Below are 14,150 nucleotides of genomic sequence, written 5' to 3'. Positions count from 1 at the left end.
TGCTCAAAATTCGAATGACACAGTTGTTACTGTAGGTTCGGGCTTAGTTCAAGAACGGCGACCACGCGGGCTCCCGCACATCGCCTTCGGCTGAGGGCAGGCGGTACGAGGCATTGCCATCGGCCGACACCACGCTCAGCACCCCGCTGTTCCCCTGCTGGGTGGCGAAGATTACCATGCTCCCGTTCGGCGCAACACTGGGTGACTCGGCCCACTGCGAGTCGCTCAGTATCGTCAGTCGATCGTTGCTCAGATCCTGCTTGGCAACGCTGAAGCCCTTGTTGCCACGATGGATCATAAACAGAGTTTCGCCATCCGGCGAGTAGCGCCCGCGTGAATTGTAATTACCGGTAAAGGTCAGTCGCTGACTTTGGCCACTCCCCAGCGAGTAGCTGTACAGCTGCGGGCCACCACTGCGATCCGATGTGAATACCAGACTGTTGCCGTCCGGCGCCCAGGACGGCTCGGTATCGATCGCCTCATTGCGGGTCAGACGCTGGAAACTGCGCGAGCCGATGTCCATGACATAGATTTCCGGCTGGCCATCCTTGGATAACGACATTGCCAACTTGCGGCCATCCGGCGACCACGCCGGCGCGCTGTTGATACCCGAAAACGCGGTGACCTGGACGCGTTGGCTGGTCGCCAGATTTTGGATGTAGATCGCCGAGTTGCCCGATTCGAAGGATACGTAGGCGAGCTTGTTGCCATCCGGCGACCAGGCCGGCGACATGATCGGCTCACGCGAGGTCAGAATCTGCTGGCTGTTGCGACCGTCTGCATCCGCGACGTTCAGCGCGAAACGACGATTGTCGGCGGCACCCTGGGCGGTAACGTAGGCGATGCGCGTCGAGAATGCGCCACGCACCCCGGTGATCGCCTCGTAAACCTTGTCACTGATGTAATGTGCGCCGGAACGCAACTGGTTGGCACTGACGTTGACGGCCTCGCCGAGCATGCGCCGCTCGCCGTAGATGTCCATCAGCTCGAACTGGATACGATAGCCCTGATCGGTCTGGCTGACCTGACCGACCACCAGGTAGTTACTGTCGACGGCACGCCAGTCGCGATAGCGAACTTCATCGCTGGCGGTCGGCGAGGCGATCAGCGTGCTGCGCGATAACGGATCGAACTGACCGCTGCGTTTCAGGTCGTCGCTGACGATCTGAGCGATGTCTTCGGGCAACTGCTGCCCAGCGAAGGGCACGACGGCGATGGGAATCGCCTCATCACTGCCCTTGGTGATCTCGATGGTCAGTTCCGCGCTGGCCAGGTTGCTGAACAGCAGCATCAGCCAGCTGAGCAGGAACGGAGCTAGTCGTTTCATCGGCGCATATCCTTGGGATTGAAATCCAGGTTGAATTCACGAAATTGCCGCTGCGCGGCGGCTGGCAGCTCGCGCATTTCACGGAACGGCGCGGCGCGTTCGACGGCCTGAAGGACCGAGCGATCAAAGCTGGCGTTGCCACTGCTGCTGCGAATCGAAGCATTGACCAGCTCACCGGTCGGCAGCAACTTGAGGCTGACCACGGCACGCATCTGATTGGTGGCCCCGGGCGGAATGATCCAGGCCTGCTCGACCGCCCGCTTGACCAGGTTCTTGAAACCGTTCGCCGCTTGGGCCGCCTGTCTGGCATTGGCGATGGCCTGCTCTTCGCCGGCTATCGAACTCGCCAGGGCCTGTTCCGAGGCACGCTGAGCGGCCTCGGCCTGCTTGCGGGCCTCCTCGGCCTTGCGCTGCTTCTCGGCCGCGGCCTGCTTGCGGGCCTCTTCAGCCTTGCGCTGCTTCTCGGCCGCGGCCTGCTTGCGGGCCTCTTCAGCCTTGCGCTGCTTCTCGGCCGCGGCCTGCTTGCGGGCCTCTTCAGCCTTGCGCTGCTTCTCGGCCGCGGCCTGCTTGCGGGCCTCCTCGGCCTTGCGCTGCTCCTCGGCCTCGGCCTGCGCCTTGCGCTCGGCCGCTTGCTGTTCGGCTTGATCGGCGCGCCGCTGAGCTTCCTGTTCAGCCTGTCTTCGGGCTTCCTGCAATGCCTGCTGCTCGGCCTCACGCCGCTTTCGCGCCTGCGCTTCGGCCTGGCGTTGCTGTTCGGCCTGCTGTTGCGCTTGCTGCTGGGCCGGCGCTGGCTCCTGCTGCTGCTCTTCGGTCTGACGCTCGGCAGCGCGTGCCTGGGCTGCCTTGGCCCGCTGCGCCCGGTCGGTCGCCGTTTCAGCGCTCACCAGCGTCGCTTGGACGATCGCCGAGGACGTTTGTTCGGGCTCGCTGACCGGCCAGCGTAGCACGCTCAATAGCACTATACCGACGTGCAGGCCTACCGCCAGCACCACGGGGAGCCCGTAGCCGACCCGCCTTTCCTGTTTCGCCATCGTGCGTCCTCACTGCTGCCGGGAAGGCGGGTCGGAAATCAAGCCGACGTTGGGCACGCCCGCGACCTGCAGGGTACTCATCAGGGTCACGACCTGGCCATAGGGCACATTGCGATCGCCCTTGACCATCACCGGCGTCTGCGGCTTGCGCTGCAGCACCGCGATGACCTTGTTGCTGATCTCGTCGAGGCTCAGCGGCGTCTCGCCGTCGCCGATGGAGAGAAAGTAGTCGCCATCACTGTTGATCGAGGCGATCAACGGCTCGCTGTCCTCGGGCGTGTCGATGGGCTCGGAAGCGACCTTGGGCAATTCAACCTGAACGCCCTGGGTCATCATCGGCGCGGTGATCATGAAAATCACCAGCAATACCAGCATGACGTCGATGAACGGCACGACGTTGATCTCGCCCATCGGCTTGCGATGAGGGCCACGGTTGAAGGGGCCATGCATCATAACGGCGCCTCCTCAGGCTGCTTCCCGATCACCGCGCCCTTGCAGGTTGCGGTGCAGAATGGAGTGGAACTCCTCGGCGAAATCCTCGTACTGGCCGAGCAGGCGGTTGGACTGCGCGGACAGCCGGTTATAGAAGATCACCGCGGGAATAGCCGCGAATAGCCCCATGGCGGTGGCTATGAGCGCCTCGGCGATCCACGGCGCGACGGTCGACAGGGTCGCCTGCTGGGCCATGGAGAGGCTCATGAACGAGCCCATGATGCCCCAGACGGTGCCGAACAAGCCGATGTAAGGGCTCGACGAAGCGACCGTGGCAAGGAAGGTCAGGTGCTGGTTGAGACGCTCTTCCTCGCGGGACCAGGCCACGCGCATGGCACGCTGCACGCCGTCGAGGATCGCCTGGTTGCTGCGGGTCTTGGGCAACAGCCGGTTGAACTCGCGAAAGCCCGAACGAAAGATGTGCTCGGCGCCGAACACGTCCTGCTCGGCCGGCGTCTCGCGGTAGAGTTCGTTGAGATCGACTCCCGACCAGAAACGATCCTCGAAGCTGTGATGCGCCTTGTGCGCCCGGCGCAGCACGAAACTGCGCTGGAAGATCACCACCCAGGAGGCGATGGAAGCCATGGTCAGCAACAGCATCACCAGTTGCACCATCAGGCTCGCGTTCATGACCAGGGAGGGAATGGACAGGGATTCGTTCACGGGTGTCCTCGTCAGTGGTTCAGATTATCCGTTCAGAGCCGAGGCGATTGCCGCCGGCCAGCGTATTGGGCGAAGCCGCTGGGCATCGACACAGGCGATATCGACGCTGGCTTCGCACAAGGGTTCCTTTGCTGCGCTCACTTTTTGTGCACCTCTAGACCCGCACGGGAATCGCGAAACCGCTCATGGCCGCCCCTCGCCACTGGTTTGGGGCGTGGCGTCGCCGGCGGCGAAGCCGAAATGCAGGTAGGCCTGACGAGTGACCATGCGTCCCCGCGCGGTACGCAGCATGAAACCCTGTTGGATCAGATAGGGCTCGATCACGTCCTCGATGGTGTCGCGTTCCTCGCTGATCGCCGCCGCCAGGCTATCGACACCCACCGGCCCGCCGTCGAACTTCTCGATCATCGCCAGCAGCAATCGGCGATCCATATGGTCGAGGCCATGACTGTCGACGTGCAACATGTTGAGCGCCTGGTCGGCGATGGCCTTGGTCAGCCGGCCATCGGCGCGCACCTCGGCATAGTCGCGGACCCGGCGCAGCAGGCGATTGGCGATGCGCGGCGTGCCGCGGGCCCGGCGCGCCACTTCGGCGGCCCCCGCAGCCTCGGCCCCGACACCCAGCAGCCGCGCCGAGCGTGTGACGATCTCGGTGAGCTCGTCGACCGCATAGAACTCGAGGCGCTGGACGATCCCGAAGCGATCGCGCAACGGCGAGGTCAGCAGCCCTGCACGAGTGGTCGCGCCGACCAGCGTGAAGCGCGGCAGGTCGAGCTTGATCGAGCGCGCCGCGGGCCCCTCGCCAATCATGATGTCGAGCTGAAAATCCTCCATGGCCGGATACAGCACTTCCTCCACCGCGGCCGGCAGACGGTGGATCTCGTCGATGAACAATACGTCGCCCGGCTGCAGATTGGTCAGCATCGCCGCCAGATCGCCGGCTCGCTCGAGCACCGGGCCCGAGGTCGACTTGATGTCGACATCCATCTCGGCGGCGATGATGTTGGCGAGCGTGGTCTTGCCGAGCCCCGGAGGGCCGAACACCAGCGTATGATCGAGACTGTCGCCGCGCCCCCGCGCCGCGGTGATGAAGATATCCAACTGCTCGCGGACCCGCGGCTGGCCGATGTAATCGGCCAGGGTCTTGGGACGGATCGCATGATCATGGTGCACCTCGGCCTGCTGCGGCTCGGCGGCGATCAGTCGGTCACTTTCGATCATGCGTCGCTACCCTGCCAGCTTGCGTGTGAGTGCGGCCTTGATCAGCGCCTCGGTGGACAGTCCGGTCTCATGCCCGCTGAGCATGCGTGCGGCCTCGGCCGGCTTGTAGCCGAGCGTCACCAGCGCCGCTTCGGCATCGACCAGCGGATCATGACCGCGCGCCGTCGAAGGCGGCGCGGCTGCCTGGCCAGCGTCCGGCGCTGCGGCCCAGTGCGGGAAACGATCGTGCATTTCGACGATCAATCGCTCGGCGGTCTTGCGCCCCACCCCCGGCAGCCGCGTCAGGGCCTTGACGTCGCTGTCCATGACGCAGCGAATGAACTGCTCCTGTTCCATTCCCGAGAGAATCGCCAGGGCCAGCTTGGGGCCCACGCCATTGACCCGAATCAACGCTCGAAATAGCGCGCGCTCGGCTTCGCGGATGAAGCCATAGAGCAGATGCGCGTCGTCGCGAATACTCAGATGAGTATACAGCTGCACGGTTTCGCCGATACCGGGCAGGGCCAGCAGCGTGTTCATCGAGGCTTCAAGCTCGTAGCCGACGCCGCCGACGTCGATCACCAGCCATGGGGGCTGTTTTTCCAGCAAGGTGCCGCGCAGGCGTCCAATCATGCAGTTGCGTTCCTCGGGCTGACTGGGTAGTCACTATACTCATCACCTGTTCGACTGACCAGCACCCACCTCGCGGGGTCAGGATTCGGGCCGAAAGTCGCGCCAACCCGCGCCCCGCGAGCGTCGTCGCCGACGCTCCTTGTGGCCGAGCAACCCGGTGCGAGCGTGGGCATGGGTGAGTGCAATCGCCAGCGCATCGGCGGCATCCGCCGCTGGTCGCGCGTTGAGCGACAGCAGCGCGGTGACCATGTGCTGCACCTGGGTCTTGTCGGCGGCGCCGGTGCCGGTCACCGACTGCTTGATCTGGCGCGCCGCGTATTCGTGTACCGGCAGGCCATGATTGGCGGCGCAGACGATCGCCGTGCCCCGGGCCTGGCCCAGCTTGAGCGCCGAATCCGGGTTGCGCGCCATGAACACCTGCTCGATGGCCACTTCCCCGGGGCGATACTGGATGATCAGTTCGGCGACCCCGGCGTAGACCTGGGCCAGCTTCTGAGCCAGGTCATCGGCGCGGATGCGGATGCAGCCGCTGGCGATGTAGCGCGGACGCAGCGCGCTGACGTCGAGCACCCCGTAGCCGGTGATCCGCGAGCCGGGGTCGATGCCCAGGATGATCAAGCGGCCTCCCCGATTTGCCGGGACGCGTCGATGAAAGTCATGCAAGCTTCCCCGTTCAGCAAAACCGGCGGCGCCGAGAGCGCCGCCGATTCATTGAAAGCCGGATCATTCCGTTCACCTGAGGCAACGGCGCCAGGTGCCGATCACTCGTCGCCGGCCGTTACCCTGGCCTTCTGGCGCAGGCGGATATTGAGATCCTTGAGCTGCTCGGCGCTGACTTCGCCGGGGGCGTCGGTCATCAGGTCCGCAGCGCTCTGGGTCTTGGGGAAGGCGATCACCTCGCGGATGGTCCGCGCCCCGGTCATCAGCATCACCAGGCGGTCGAGACCGAAAGCCAGACCGCCGTGCGGCGGCGCGCCGAAGCGCAGCGCGTCGAGCAGGAAGCCGAACTTTTCCTCGGCTTCGGCCTCACCGATGCCCAGCACCTCGAATACCGTGCGCTGCATGCCCTGATCGTGAATACGGATCGAGCCGCCGCCGAGCTCGGTGCCGTTGAGCACCATGTCATAGGCCCGCGACAGGGCATTGGCCGGGTCATCCTTGAGCGCTTCCGGGCTGCACGACGGCGCGGTGAACGGATGGTGCAGTGCCGACAGTCGCCCGGCATCGTCGGCCTCGAACATCGGAAAGTCGACCACCCACAGCGGCGCCCAGGCGCGGGTATACAGATCGAGATCCTCGCCCAGGCGCACGCGCAGCGCACCGATCGCCTCGTTGACGATGCGCGTCTTGTCGGCGCCGAAGAAGATGATGTCGCCGTCCTCGGCACCCAGCCGGTTCAGCAGCGCCTCGACGATGCCGTCCATGAACTTGACGATCGGCGACTGCAGCCCCTCGAGCCCCTTGGCGCGTTCGTTGACCTTGATCCAGGCCAGCCCCTTGGCGCCGTAGATGCCGACGAAACGCGTGTACTCGTCGATCTCCTTGCGGCTCAGCCTGGCGCCGCCGCTGACCTTGAGCGCCGCGACGCGGCCGTCGTCGGCGTTGGCCGGGCCCGAGAACACCTTGAAGTCGACGTCCTTCATCAAATCGTCGACGTCGACCAGTTCCAGCGGAATGCGCAAGTCCGGCTTGTCGGAGCCGTAACGCTGAATCGCCTCGGCATAGGGCATGCGTGGGAACTCGGCCAGCTCGACCTCGAGCACTTCCTGGAACAACTGGCGGATCATTCGCTCGGTGATACCCATGATCGCATCTTCGTCGACGAACGAGGCCTCGAGATCGATCTGGGTGAATTCCGGCTGGCGGTCGGCGCGCAGATCCTCGTCACGAAAGCACTTGGCGATCTGGTAGTAGCGATCCAGTCCGGCCACCATCAGCAACTGCTTGAACAGTTGCGGCGACTGCGGCAAGGCGAAGAAATGCCCCTCGTGGGTACGGCTGGGCACCAGGTAATCGCGGGCGCCTTCCGGGGTGGCGCGGGTCAGGATCGGCGTCTCGATATCCAAAAAGCCCTGGCTCTCCAGGTAGGCGCGCACGCTATGGGTGATCCGCGAGCGCAGCCGCAGCTTGTCGATCATCTCGGGGCGACGCAGGTCGATATAGCGATGCTTGAGACGTACCTCCTCGCCGACCTTGCCGTGCTCGTCGAGCTGGAACGGCGGCGTGGCCGCACTGTTCAGGACCTCGACGTCCTTGGCCAGCACTTCGATCATGCCGGTGGGCATGTTGGGATTCTGGGTGCCCTCGGGGCGCAACCGGATGCGACCGCGAATGCGCAGCACGAACTCGCTGCGCGCACGATCGGCGGTGGCGAACGCGTCCTGGGTGTCGGGGTCGACCACGACCTGAGCGATGCCGTCGCGATCGCGCATGTCGAGGAAAATGACGCCCCCGTGGTCACGGCGACGATGCACCCATCCGCAAAGCGTGACCTCCTGACCCACCAGGGTCTCGTTCAACTGGCCGCAATAATGGCTGCGCATGTCACATCCTGTCTCGTTGCTTAAAAGGTGAACGCTGCCGGCCCGCGCCGGCAGCGGTATCAGGCGGACGCCTTGGCGTCGGGGGCTGGCGCCGAAGCCGACGCGGGCTTGTCGCCACTGGCGGGCGCCGTGTTGCTGCCGTCTCCGGCCAGATTGCGCTTGGTGCCGCTCGCCTTGAAGTCCGTTTCGTACCAGCCGCCCCCGGCGAGCCGGAAGCCGGCCGCCGAAATCAATCGCGACAGCGCGTCAGTCTGGCACGCCGGGCATTCGTACAGCGGTGGTGCGCTGACTTTCTGGAGCTTTTCCAGACGATGGCCACAAGCCTTGCACTCGTATTCATAGATGGGCATGGTTTTTATCACTCTGTGACTTAAACGGCGTCCGCAGGCATCCGGGCAATCTGCGGCGATAACGATATGCGGTCACGCGACGCGCTTTCCAAGCCTGCCATGAAAGCCGCATATTATAGCGTGTTGCGGCCCCTCGCGGGCAAGTTGTCGACTTCCGGGCACACTTGTCGCTTTCCGCATCCAGCGCTGGTCACTTTCTTTTCCCGTTCAAGGAGCCACCATGAAAGCCGTGATTCTGGATGCCGCCACATTAGGCGATGACATCGACCTGGAACCGATTCGACGCGAGGTCGACAGCCTCGAGGTCCACGCGACCACGCTCCTCGAACAGCGCCAGTCACGGCTTGCCGGGGCCGAAGTGGCACTCGTCAACAAGGTGGTGCTCGATGCCGAGTTGCTGGCCGCCCTGCCCGATCTCAGGCTGATCTGTGTGCTGGCCACGGGCACCAACAACATCGACATGGCGGCCGCCGAGCGTCAGGGTATCACCGTTCGCAACGTCAGCGCCTACGGCACCGCCAGCGTGGCTCAGCACACGTTGATGCTGATGCTGGCCCTGGCCAACCGCCTGCCCCGCTATCAGCGAGATGTCGCCGCCGGTGAATGGCAGCGCAGCCCGTTTTTCTGCCTGCTCGGTCACTCCACTCTGCAACTTGCCGGCAAGCGCCTGGTGATCGTGGGCAGCGGCGAACTCGGCCAGGCCGTGGCCAGGCTCGCCGAAGCCTTCGGCGTCGAGGCGATATTCACCGCCCGTCCCGGCAACGAGGCCGAGGATGCACGGCCATCGCTCGCCGAGCTGGCCGGCAGCGCCGACATCATCAGCCTGCACTGTCCGCTGACCGAGGCTACCCGTCATCTGATCGACGCGCCGATGCTGGCGCGTTGTAAGCCCGAAACACTACTGATCAACTGCGCGCGCGGCGGTGTCATCGACGAGCATGCCGCCCTCGAGGCGCTGCGGGCCGGTCGGCTCGGTGGACTGGCAGTCGATGTACTGCCATGCGAACCCCCGCGCGATGGCCATCCCCTGCTCGATGCGCTTGACGAGCCCCTCAACCTGATCGTCACTCCGCACAATGCCTGGATCAGTCCCGAGGCTCGAGCCAATGTCGTCAAGCTCACGGTCGATAATCTGAAGCGTTGGAAAACTAAAGTTTAAAAAGTGAAGGAAAGCTTATTTAGTATTTTAACAAATTTGAGATAACGGTATAAATACTGCGGTTGCATCCCCCGAAACGAATGCCAATACTTTGGTCACATCGGCAGGCCAGGCTCCGGTCTTTGTGCAGCTACCAGGCATGTCGCCTCCATACCGTCACCGTACGCTTGGTCTTATCCGGAGGACCCATGCTCTACAACTATGGCTCGATCAATATCGACCATGTCTATCGCGTCCCGCATCTGGTTCGCCCGGGGGAAACCCTGACCAGCCATGGCTATCGCCAGGTGCTGGGTGGCAAGGGCGCCAACCAGTCGCTCGCCGTGGCCCGCGCCGGCGGTAACGTCACCCACTGGGGGCGGCTCGGCCGGGCCGACCGCTGGGTCCTGGAAACGCTCTCCGCGGCCGGCGTCGACACGGCGTCTATCGAATTGAACGCCGAACCCAGCGGTCATGCGCTGATCCAGGTCGACGACCACGGCGAGAACTCGATCATCCTCCATCCCGGCGCCAATCATGACTTTACCGATGCCCAGCACACGACCCTGCTCGCCACGGCCACCGAAGGCGACTGGCTGCTGCTGCAGAACGAGTGCAACGCGCTCGACAAACTGATGGTCAGCGCGGCCGACAAGGGCATGCAACTTGCCTTCAACCCCGCCCCCATGGCCGCCAATGTGCTGCGCCTGCCCCTCGAGCATTGCCGGCTTTTATTCCTCAATCGCGGCGAAGCGGCAGCACTGGTCGAACTCGACGAACACGATGCGATCGAGCGGTTGCTCGATGCGCTTTCGCGCAAGTTGCCGGGCAGCGAAATAGTCCTCACGCTGGGCGGCGACGGGGTCTGCTACCAGAGCGACAGCCAGCGCCTGAGGCTCGCGGCGCACAGGGTCGCAGCGCGCGACACCACCGCGGCCGGTGACACCTTCATCGGCTATTACATGGCCGCCCTTCAGCACGCTCACGACACTTGTGCCGCGTTGCGGCTGGCCAGCGCCGCCTCGGCGCTGTGCGTGCAGCGCGAGGGCGCCGCGCCCAGCATTCCCGTGCTCAGCGAGGTCAAGGATGCCGCCAGCCACTGGGACGAGCTGACGATAGACGCCGACTGAGTAGCGACTACACGCACCGCGACAATTCAACCAAAGGATTCTCACATGCCGACACCGATCATCTTCGATACCGACCCGGGGGTCGACGACGCCCAGGCCATCGCCATCGCCCTCGCCCATCCGGAGATCGAACTCCTCGGAATGACCACCACCTACGGCAACGTCGACGTCACCACGGCGACCCATAACGCATTGCTGCTTGCCGAACTGGCCGGGCAGCGCATCCCGGTCGCCCAGGGCGCGGCCGGCCCCCTGGTCAAGACGCGCTTCCCGCCGCCCAAGCATATTCACGGCGACAACGGCCTGGGCAATATCGAGCTGCCCGAGGTCCAGGGCCGTGCCGAGACCCTCAGCGCGGCGCAGTTCATCGTCGAGCAGGTCAATGCGCGCCCCGGCGAGATTACCCTGGTCGCGGTGGGTCCACTGGGCAACCTGGCCGCGGCTCTGCAACTCGACCCGAGCATCGTCGAACGTGTCAGGCGGGTGGTGGTGATGGGCGGCTCGATTCGCGAAGGCGGCAACGTCACGCCGGTCGCCGAAGCCAACCTGTTCAACGACCCTCACGCCGGACAGCGCGTGCTCACCGCCGGGTGGCCGTTGACGCTGGTGGGGCTGGATGCCACCCATCGTTGCGTGCTCGACCCCGATTCGATGGCCAGGATCGCCGCCGGTCAAGGCAAGCTCGGTGAGGTCCTTGCCGGCAGCTACGAGTTCTACAAGGCGTTCTACCAGCAGGCGCTGGGCTTCGACGGCTGCTGCCCGCACGACAGCTGCGCGCTGGCCTGGCTGATGAAGCCCGAGCTGTTCACCGCGGTCGATGGACATCTCACGGTCGTTACCGAAGGCGACGCTGAAGGCCAGACGATCTTCGCGCCGGCGGATCGTCCGTTCATCGCCGAGCATTGGTCGCGCACGCCGCAGGTCCAGGTGTGTCTGAACGCCAACGGCCCGGCAGTCGTCGAGTGGATCGTCGAGACCCTGAGCTGAGACGCCGCTAGCGGATCACGAAGCTGGCGCGATCGCGCCACTCCACGCCCTGCAATTCGACATGGGTCACCCGCGCTGCCGGTGGCCCCTGCCAGAGCCATTCGGTGAGCGCGTTGACCGCCTCGCGATCGCCACACAGCAGCACTTCCACCCGACCGTCGAGCAGATTCTGGGCATAGCCCGTCACGTTCGAGGTGAGCGCGCGTTCCTGGACCGCCGCACGATAGCTCACCCCCTGTACCTGGCCATTGACCAAGGCCTTTACACAACACTTTGAATCCATTGAAGGCTCCTGTGTCCGGCTTGTCTTGGCGTTGCTTCCTGCTTCGGCTTGCTGTCGAGGTCCGGCATCGGCACTGTACGTAATAGCCGATAGTTGTAACACCAACGCCACCGTCGCCCCAAACCGGGACAACAGGCCAACACTGCCCTAGGCTTGAGTGAGAACGGGCGGGTGGAAAGTCGACTCCTTGCTTTGCCGGCCCCGGGCGGAACCTCCATAAGAGAGGAACAACAATAATGTCGATCTTTGACCATGCCGAATTCCGCGACCATGAGCAGGTCGTCTTCGCCCACGACCCGCTCAGCGGACTCAAGGCCATTATCGCCATTCACAACAGCTACCTAGGCCCGGCGCTCGGCGGCCTGCAGATACATCCTTACCGCAACGACGCCCAGGCGCTCGGCAATGTCCTGAGATCATCGCGAACCATGACCTTCAAGTCGGCGCTGGCCGATCTATCTCACGGCGGCGGCAAGGCGGTGATCATCGCCGATCCGCGCTACGACAAGACGCCGGCGTTGCTCGAAGCCATGGGCCATCTTATCGATTCGCTTAACGGCCGCTATATCGCTGCCGAGGATCTCGGCAGCAATGCGGCGGACATGCAGGCACTGGCACGGGTCACCCCCCATGTCATGGGGCTCAGAAATCCCGCCGGCGCGGGCGGCGACCCGTCACCCTTCACAGCCTGGGGCGTCTACAACGCCATGCGCGGCGCGGTCCGCCATGCGCTGGGGAAGGAGGAGCTGCGCGGTGTGCAGGTGGCGATTCAGGGCGTTGGCCACGTCGGCGCCCGGCTCGCCCGCTATCTTCATGAGGCCGGAGCGCGACTGGTGCTCAGCGACGTCGACAGCCACGCCGTCAACAGCCTGGCCCGGCACGTCGACGCCCGCGTCGTCGCGCCCAAGGCGATCTTCGATGTCGACGCGGATATCTTCGCGCCTTGCGCGATGGGCGATGTCCTCAACGCCGAGGTCTGCCGGCGCTTGCAGGCGCGCATCGTCGTCGGCGCCGCCAACGACCAGCTCGCCGAACCGGCCTGCGCCGAGCAATTGCATGCGCGTGGCATCGTCTACGTGCCGGATTATGTCGCCAATGCCGGCGGGGTCATCGAAGTCGCCTGGCAACGCCGCGCCGACAACGACCGTCGACGGGTCATGGCGCATATCGCCGGCATCGAACGCACCCTTGAAACGATACTCGAGCGTGCCGGCCGCGAAGGCCTGCCACCCGTTGCGATCGCCGATCGCCTGGCCGAGGAACGGTTCGTCAAGCGCCACACTTCGGCGACCTAGCGGCCCGCGACGAAACGCGATGCCCATCGCTCGATGGGCATCGACAGGGCCGAATCAGGCGTCACGATAGCCGTCCGGATGGCGTGACTGCCAACGCCATGTATCGGCCATCATCGCGTCCAGCCCGCGCTGCGCATGCCAGCCGAGCTCTTTCCGCGCCTTTCCCGGGTCGGCCCAGCAAGCGGCAATGTCGCCATCGCGGCGCGGTCCGATGGCATAAGCGACCGACCGCTCACTGGCCTGTTCGAAGGCCTTGATCATCTCGAGCACGGAATAGCCTCGGCCCGTGCCCAAGTTCCAGACATGAATGCCGCTCTGGCGCTGCAATAGATCCAGCGCCTTGAGGTGCCCCTCGGCCAGATCGACGACATGGATATAATCGCGCACGCCGGTACCGTCCGGCGTTGCATAATCGTCGCCGAAGACGGTGAGCCTTTCACGTCTGCCAATGGCCACCTGCGCGATATAGGGCAAAAGGTTGTTGGGGATGTCTCGCGGGTCCTCACCGATCTCGCCACTCTCGTGGGCCCCGGCGGGGTTGAAGTAGCGCAGCACGGCGATCGACCAGCGCGCATCGCTATGCGCGACATCCTCGAGAACCTCTTCGACCATCAATTTGGAACGGCCATACGGATTGGCCGGCATGCCGGTGGGAAAATCCTCACGTATTGGAGTGTCATGCGGCTCACCGTAGACCGTCGCCGAGGAACTGAAGGCCAGCCGAAACACGCCGGCCGTCGCCATCGCCTGACACAGCGTGATACTCCCGCTGACATTGCTCGCATAGTAGTCCAGTGGCTTGGAGACACTCTCTCCCACTGCTTTCAGGCCAGCAAAGTGCATCACGGCCTCGATGCCGTGCGTCGCAAACAGATCGCCCAGCAGCGCGCGGTCGCGGATATCCCCCTGCACAAAGACAAGCTTGCAGCCGCTCAGACGCTCCACGCGTCTAAGCGCCTCCCGTGAGGAATTGACCAGACTATCGACCACTACCACTCGATGCCCTGCTTCGAGCAGGGCCAGTACGGCATGGGAACCAATATAGCCGGCACCACCAGTCACCAGAATCTTCATTGTC

At 64.3% G+C, this 14,150-nt stretch carries 15 protein-coding genes; 4 read left to right on the top strand and 11 right to left on the bottom strand.

What is annotated here, in order from left to right:
• Positions 1–43: 43 nt before the first annotated feature.
• The 9 genes from tolB to HALZIN_RS0106860 form a co-directional block, all read right to left on the bottom strand.
• On the bottom strand, positions 44–1,327 hold the full coding sequence (gene tolB / locus HALZIN_RS0106900) for a Tol-Pal system beta propeller repeat protein TolB (protein WP_031383498.1): 1,284 nt from the start codon (positions 1,325–1,327) through the stop codon (positions 44–46).
• Complete coding sequence (gene tolA, locus HALZIN_RS0106895) at positions 1,324–2,358, bottom strand: cell envelope integrity protein TolA (RefSeq protein ID WP_031383497.1); 1,035 nt, start codon at positions 2,356–2,358, stop codon at positions 1,324–1,326. Before tolA ends, tolB begins: the two co-directional genes overlap by 4 nt.
• 9 nt (positions 2,359–2,367) lie before the next feature.
• Complete coding sequence (tolR, locus tag HALZIN_RS0106890; protein ID WP_031383496.1) at positions 2,368–2,808, bottom strand: protein TolR; 441 nt, start codon at positions 2,806–2,808, stop codon at positions 2,368–2,370.
• Between the two features lie 15 nt (positions 2,809–2,823).
• Positions 2,824–3,513 (bottom strand): protein TolQ, encoded by a 690-nt coding sequence (tolQ, locus tag HALZIN_RS0106885; RefSeq protein ID WP_031383495.1) that lies wholly within the window; start codon positions 3,511–3,513, stop codon positions 2,824–2,826.
• Between the two features lie 183 nt (positions 3,514–3,696).
• Complete coding sequence (gene ruvB / locus HALZIN_RS0106880; RefSeq protein ID WP_035575211.1) at positions 3,697–4,734, bottom strand: Holliday junction branch migration DNA helicase RuvB; 1,038 nt, start codon at positions 4,732–4,734, stop codon at positions 3,697–3,699.
• Positions 4,735–4,740: 6 nt separating this feature from the next.
• Positions 4,741–5,346 carry a Holliday junction branch migration protein RuvA gene (gene ruvA, locus HALZIN_RS0106875; RefSeq protein ID WP_031383493.1) on the bottom strand — a complete coding sequence of 202 codons (606 nt, stop codon included), beginning with the start codon at positions 5,344–5,346 and terminating at the stop codon, positions 4,741–4,743.
• 78 nt (positions 5,347–5,424) lie between these two features.
• A complete protein-coding gene (gene ruvC, locus HALZIN_RS0106870; protein WP_031383492.1) occupies positions 5,425–5,964 on the bottom strand; it encodes a crossover junction endodeoxyribonuclease RuvC in 540 nt (179 codons plus the stop codon).
• A gap of 143 nt (positions 5,965–6,107) precedes the next feature.
• On the bottom strand, positions 6,108–7,889 hold the full coding sequence (aspS, locus tag HALZIN_RS0106865; protein WP_031383491.1) for an aspartate--tRNA ligase: 1,782 nt from the start codon (positions 7,887–7,889) through the stop codon (positions 6,108–6,110).
• Between the two features lie 59 nt (positions 7,890–7,948).
• Positions 7,949–8,239 carry an FmdB family zinc ribbon protein gene (locus HALZIN_RS0106860; protein ID WP_031383490.1) on the bottom strand — a complete coding sequence of 97 codons (291 nt, stop codon included), beginning with the start codon at positions 8,237–8,239 and terminating at the stop codon, positions 7,949–7,951.
• 220 nt (positions 8,240–8,459) lie between these two features.
• Between HALZIN_RS0106860 and HALZIN_RS0106855 the strand changes: the two genes are divergently transcribed.
• The 3 genes from HALZIN_RS0106855 to HALZIN_RS0106845 all read left to right on the top strand — a co-directional run bounded on the left by HALZIN_RS0106855 (position 8,460) and on the right by HALZIN_RS0106845 (position 11,494).
• Positions 8,460–9,398: a D-2-hydroxyacid dehydrogenase gene (locus HALZIN_RS0106855; protein WP_031383489.1), complete on the top strand. Its 939-nt coding sequence runs from the start codon at positions 8,460–8,462 to the stop codon at positions 9,396–9,398.
• Positions 9,399–9,586: 188 nt separating this feature from the next.
• Positions 9,587–10,507, top strand: a complete 921-nt coding sequence (locus HALZIN_RS0106850; RefSeq protein ID WP_031383488.1) for a ribokinase — start codon at positions 9,587–9,589, stop codon at positions 10,505–10,507.
• 45 nt (positions 10,508–10,552) lie between these two features.
• Positions 10,553–11,494, top strand: a complete 942-nt coding sequence (locus tag HALZIN_RS0106845) for a nucleoside hydrolase (protein ID WP_031383487.1) — start codon at positions 10,553–10,555, stop codon at positions 11,492–11,494.
• A 7-nt stretch (positions 11,495–11,501) separates the two neighbouring features.
• Here HALZIN_RS0106845 and HALZIN_RS0106840 read toward each other — a convergent pair whose 3' ends face one another.
• Positions 11,502–11,777, bottom strand: a complete 276-nt coding sequence (locus tag HALZIN_RS0106840; RefSeq protein WP_031383486.1) for an acylphosphatase — start codon at positions 11,775–11,777, stop codon at positions 11,502–11,504.
• A 236-nt stretch (positions 11,778–12,013) separates the two neighbouring features.
• On the opposite strand from HALZIN_RS0106840, the gene HALZIN_RS0106835 reads away from it, so the two are divergent.
• The gene (locus tag HALZIN_RS0106835) at positions 12,014–13,072 is read left to right on the top strand and encodes a Leu/Phe/Val dehydrogenase (protein WP_031383485.1); all 1,059 of its coding nucleotides are present in this window, start codon (positions 12,014–12,016) and stop codon (positions 13,070–13,072) included.
• 54 nt (positions 13,073–13,126) lie between these two features.
• Here HALZIN_RS0106835 and galE read toward each other — a convergent pair whose 3' ends face one another.
• A complete protein-coding gene (gene galE / locus HALZIN_RS0106830) occupies positions 13,127–14,146 on the bottom strand; it encodes a UDP-glucose 4-epimerase GalE (RefSeq protein WP_031383484.1) in 1,020 nt (339 codons plus the stop codon).
• Positions 14,147–14,150: the final 4 nt, after the last annotated feature.

Origin of the sequence: Halomonas zincidurans B6 (assembly GCF_000731955.1) — a bacterium.
In the GTDB taxonomy this organism is placed as follows: domain Bacteria; phylum Pseudomonadota; class Gammaproteobacteria; order Pseudomonadales; family Halomonadaceae; genus Modicisalibacter; species Modicisalibacter zincidurans.
This window is presented reverse-complemented; position numbering and strand designations above follow the sequence as displayed.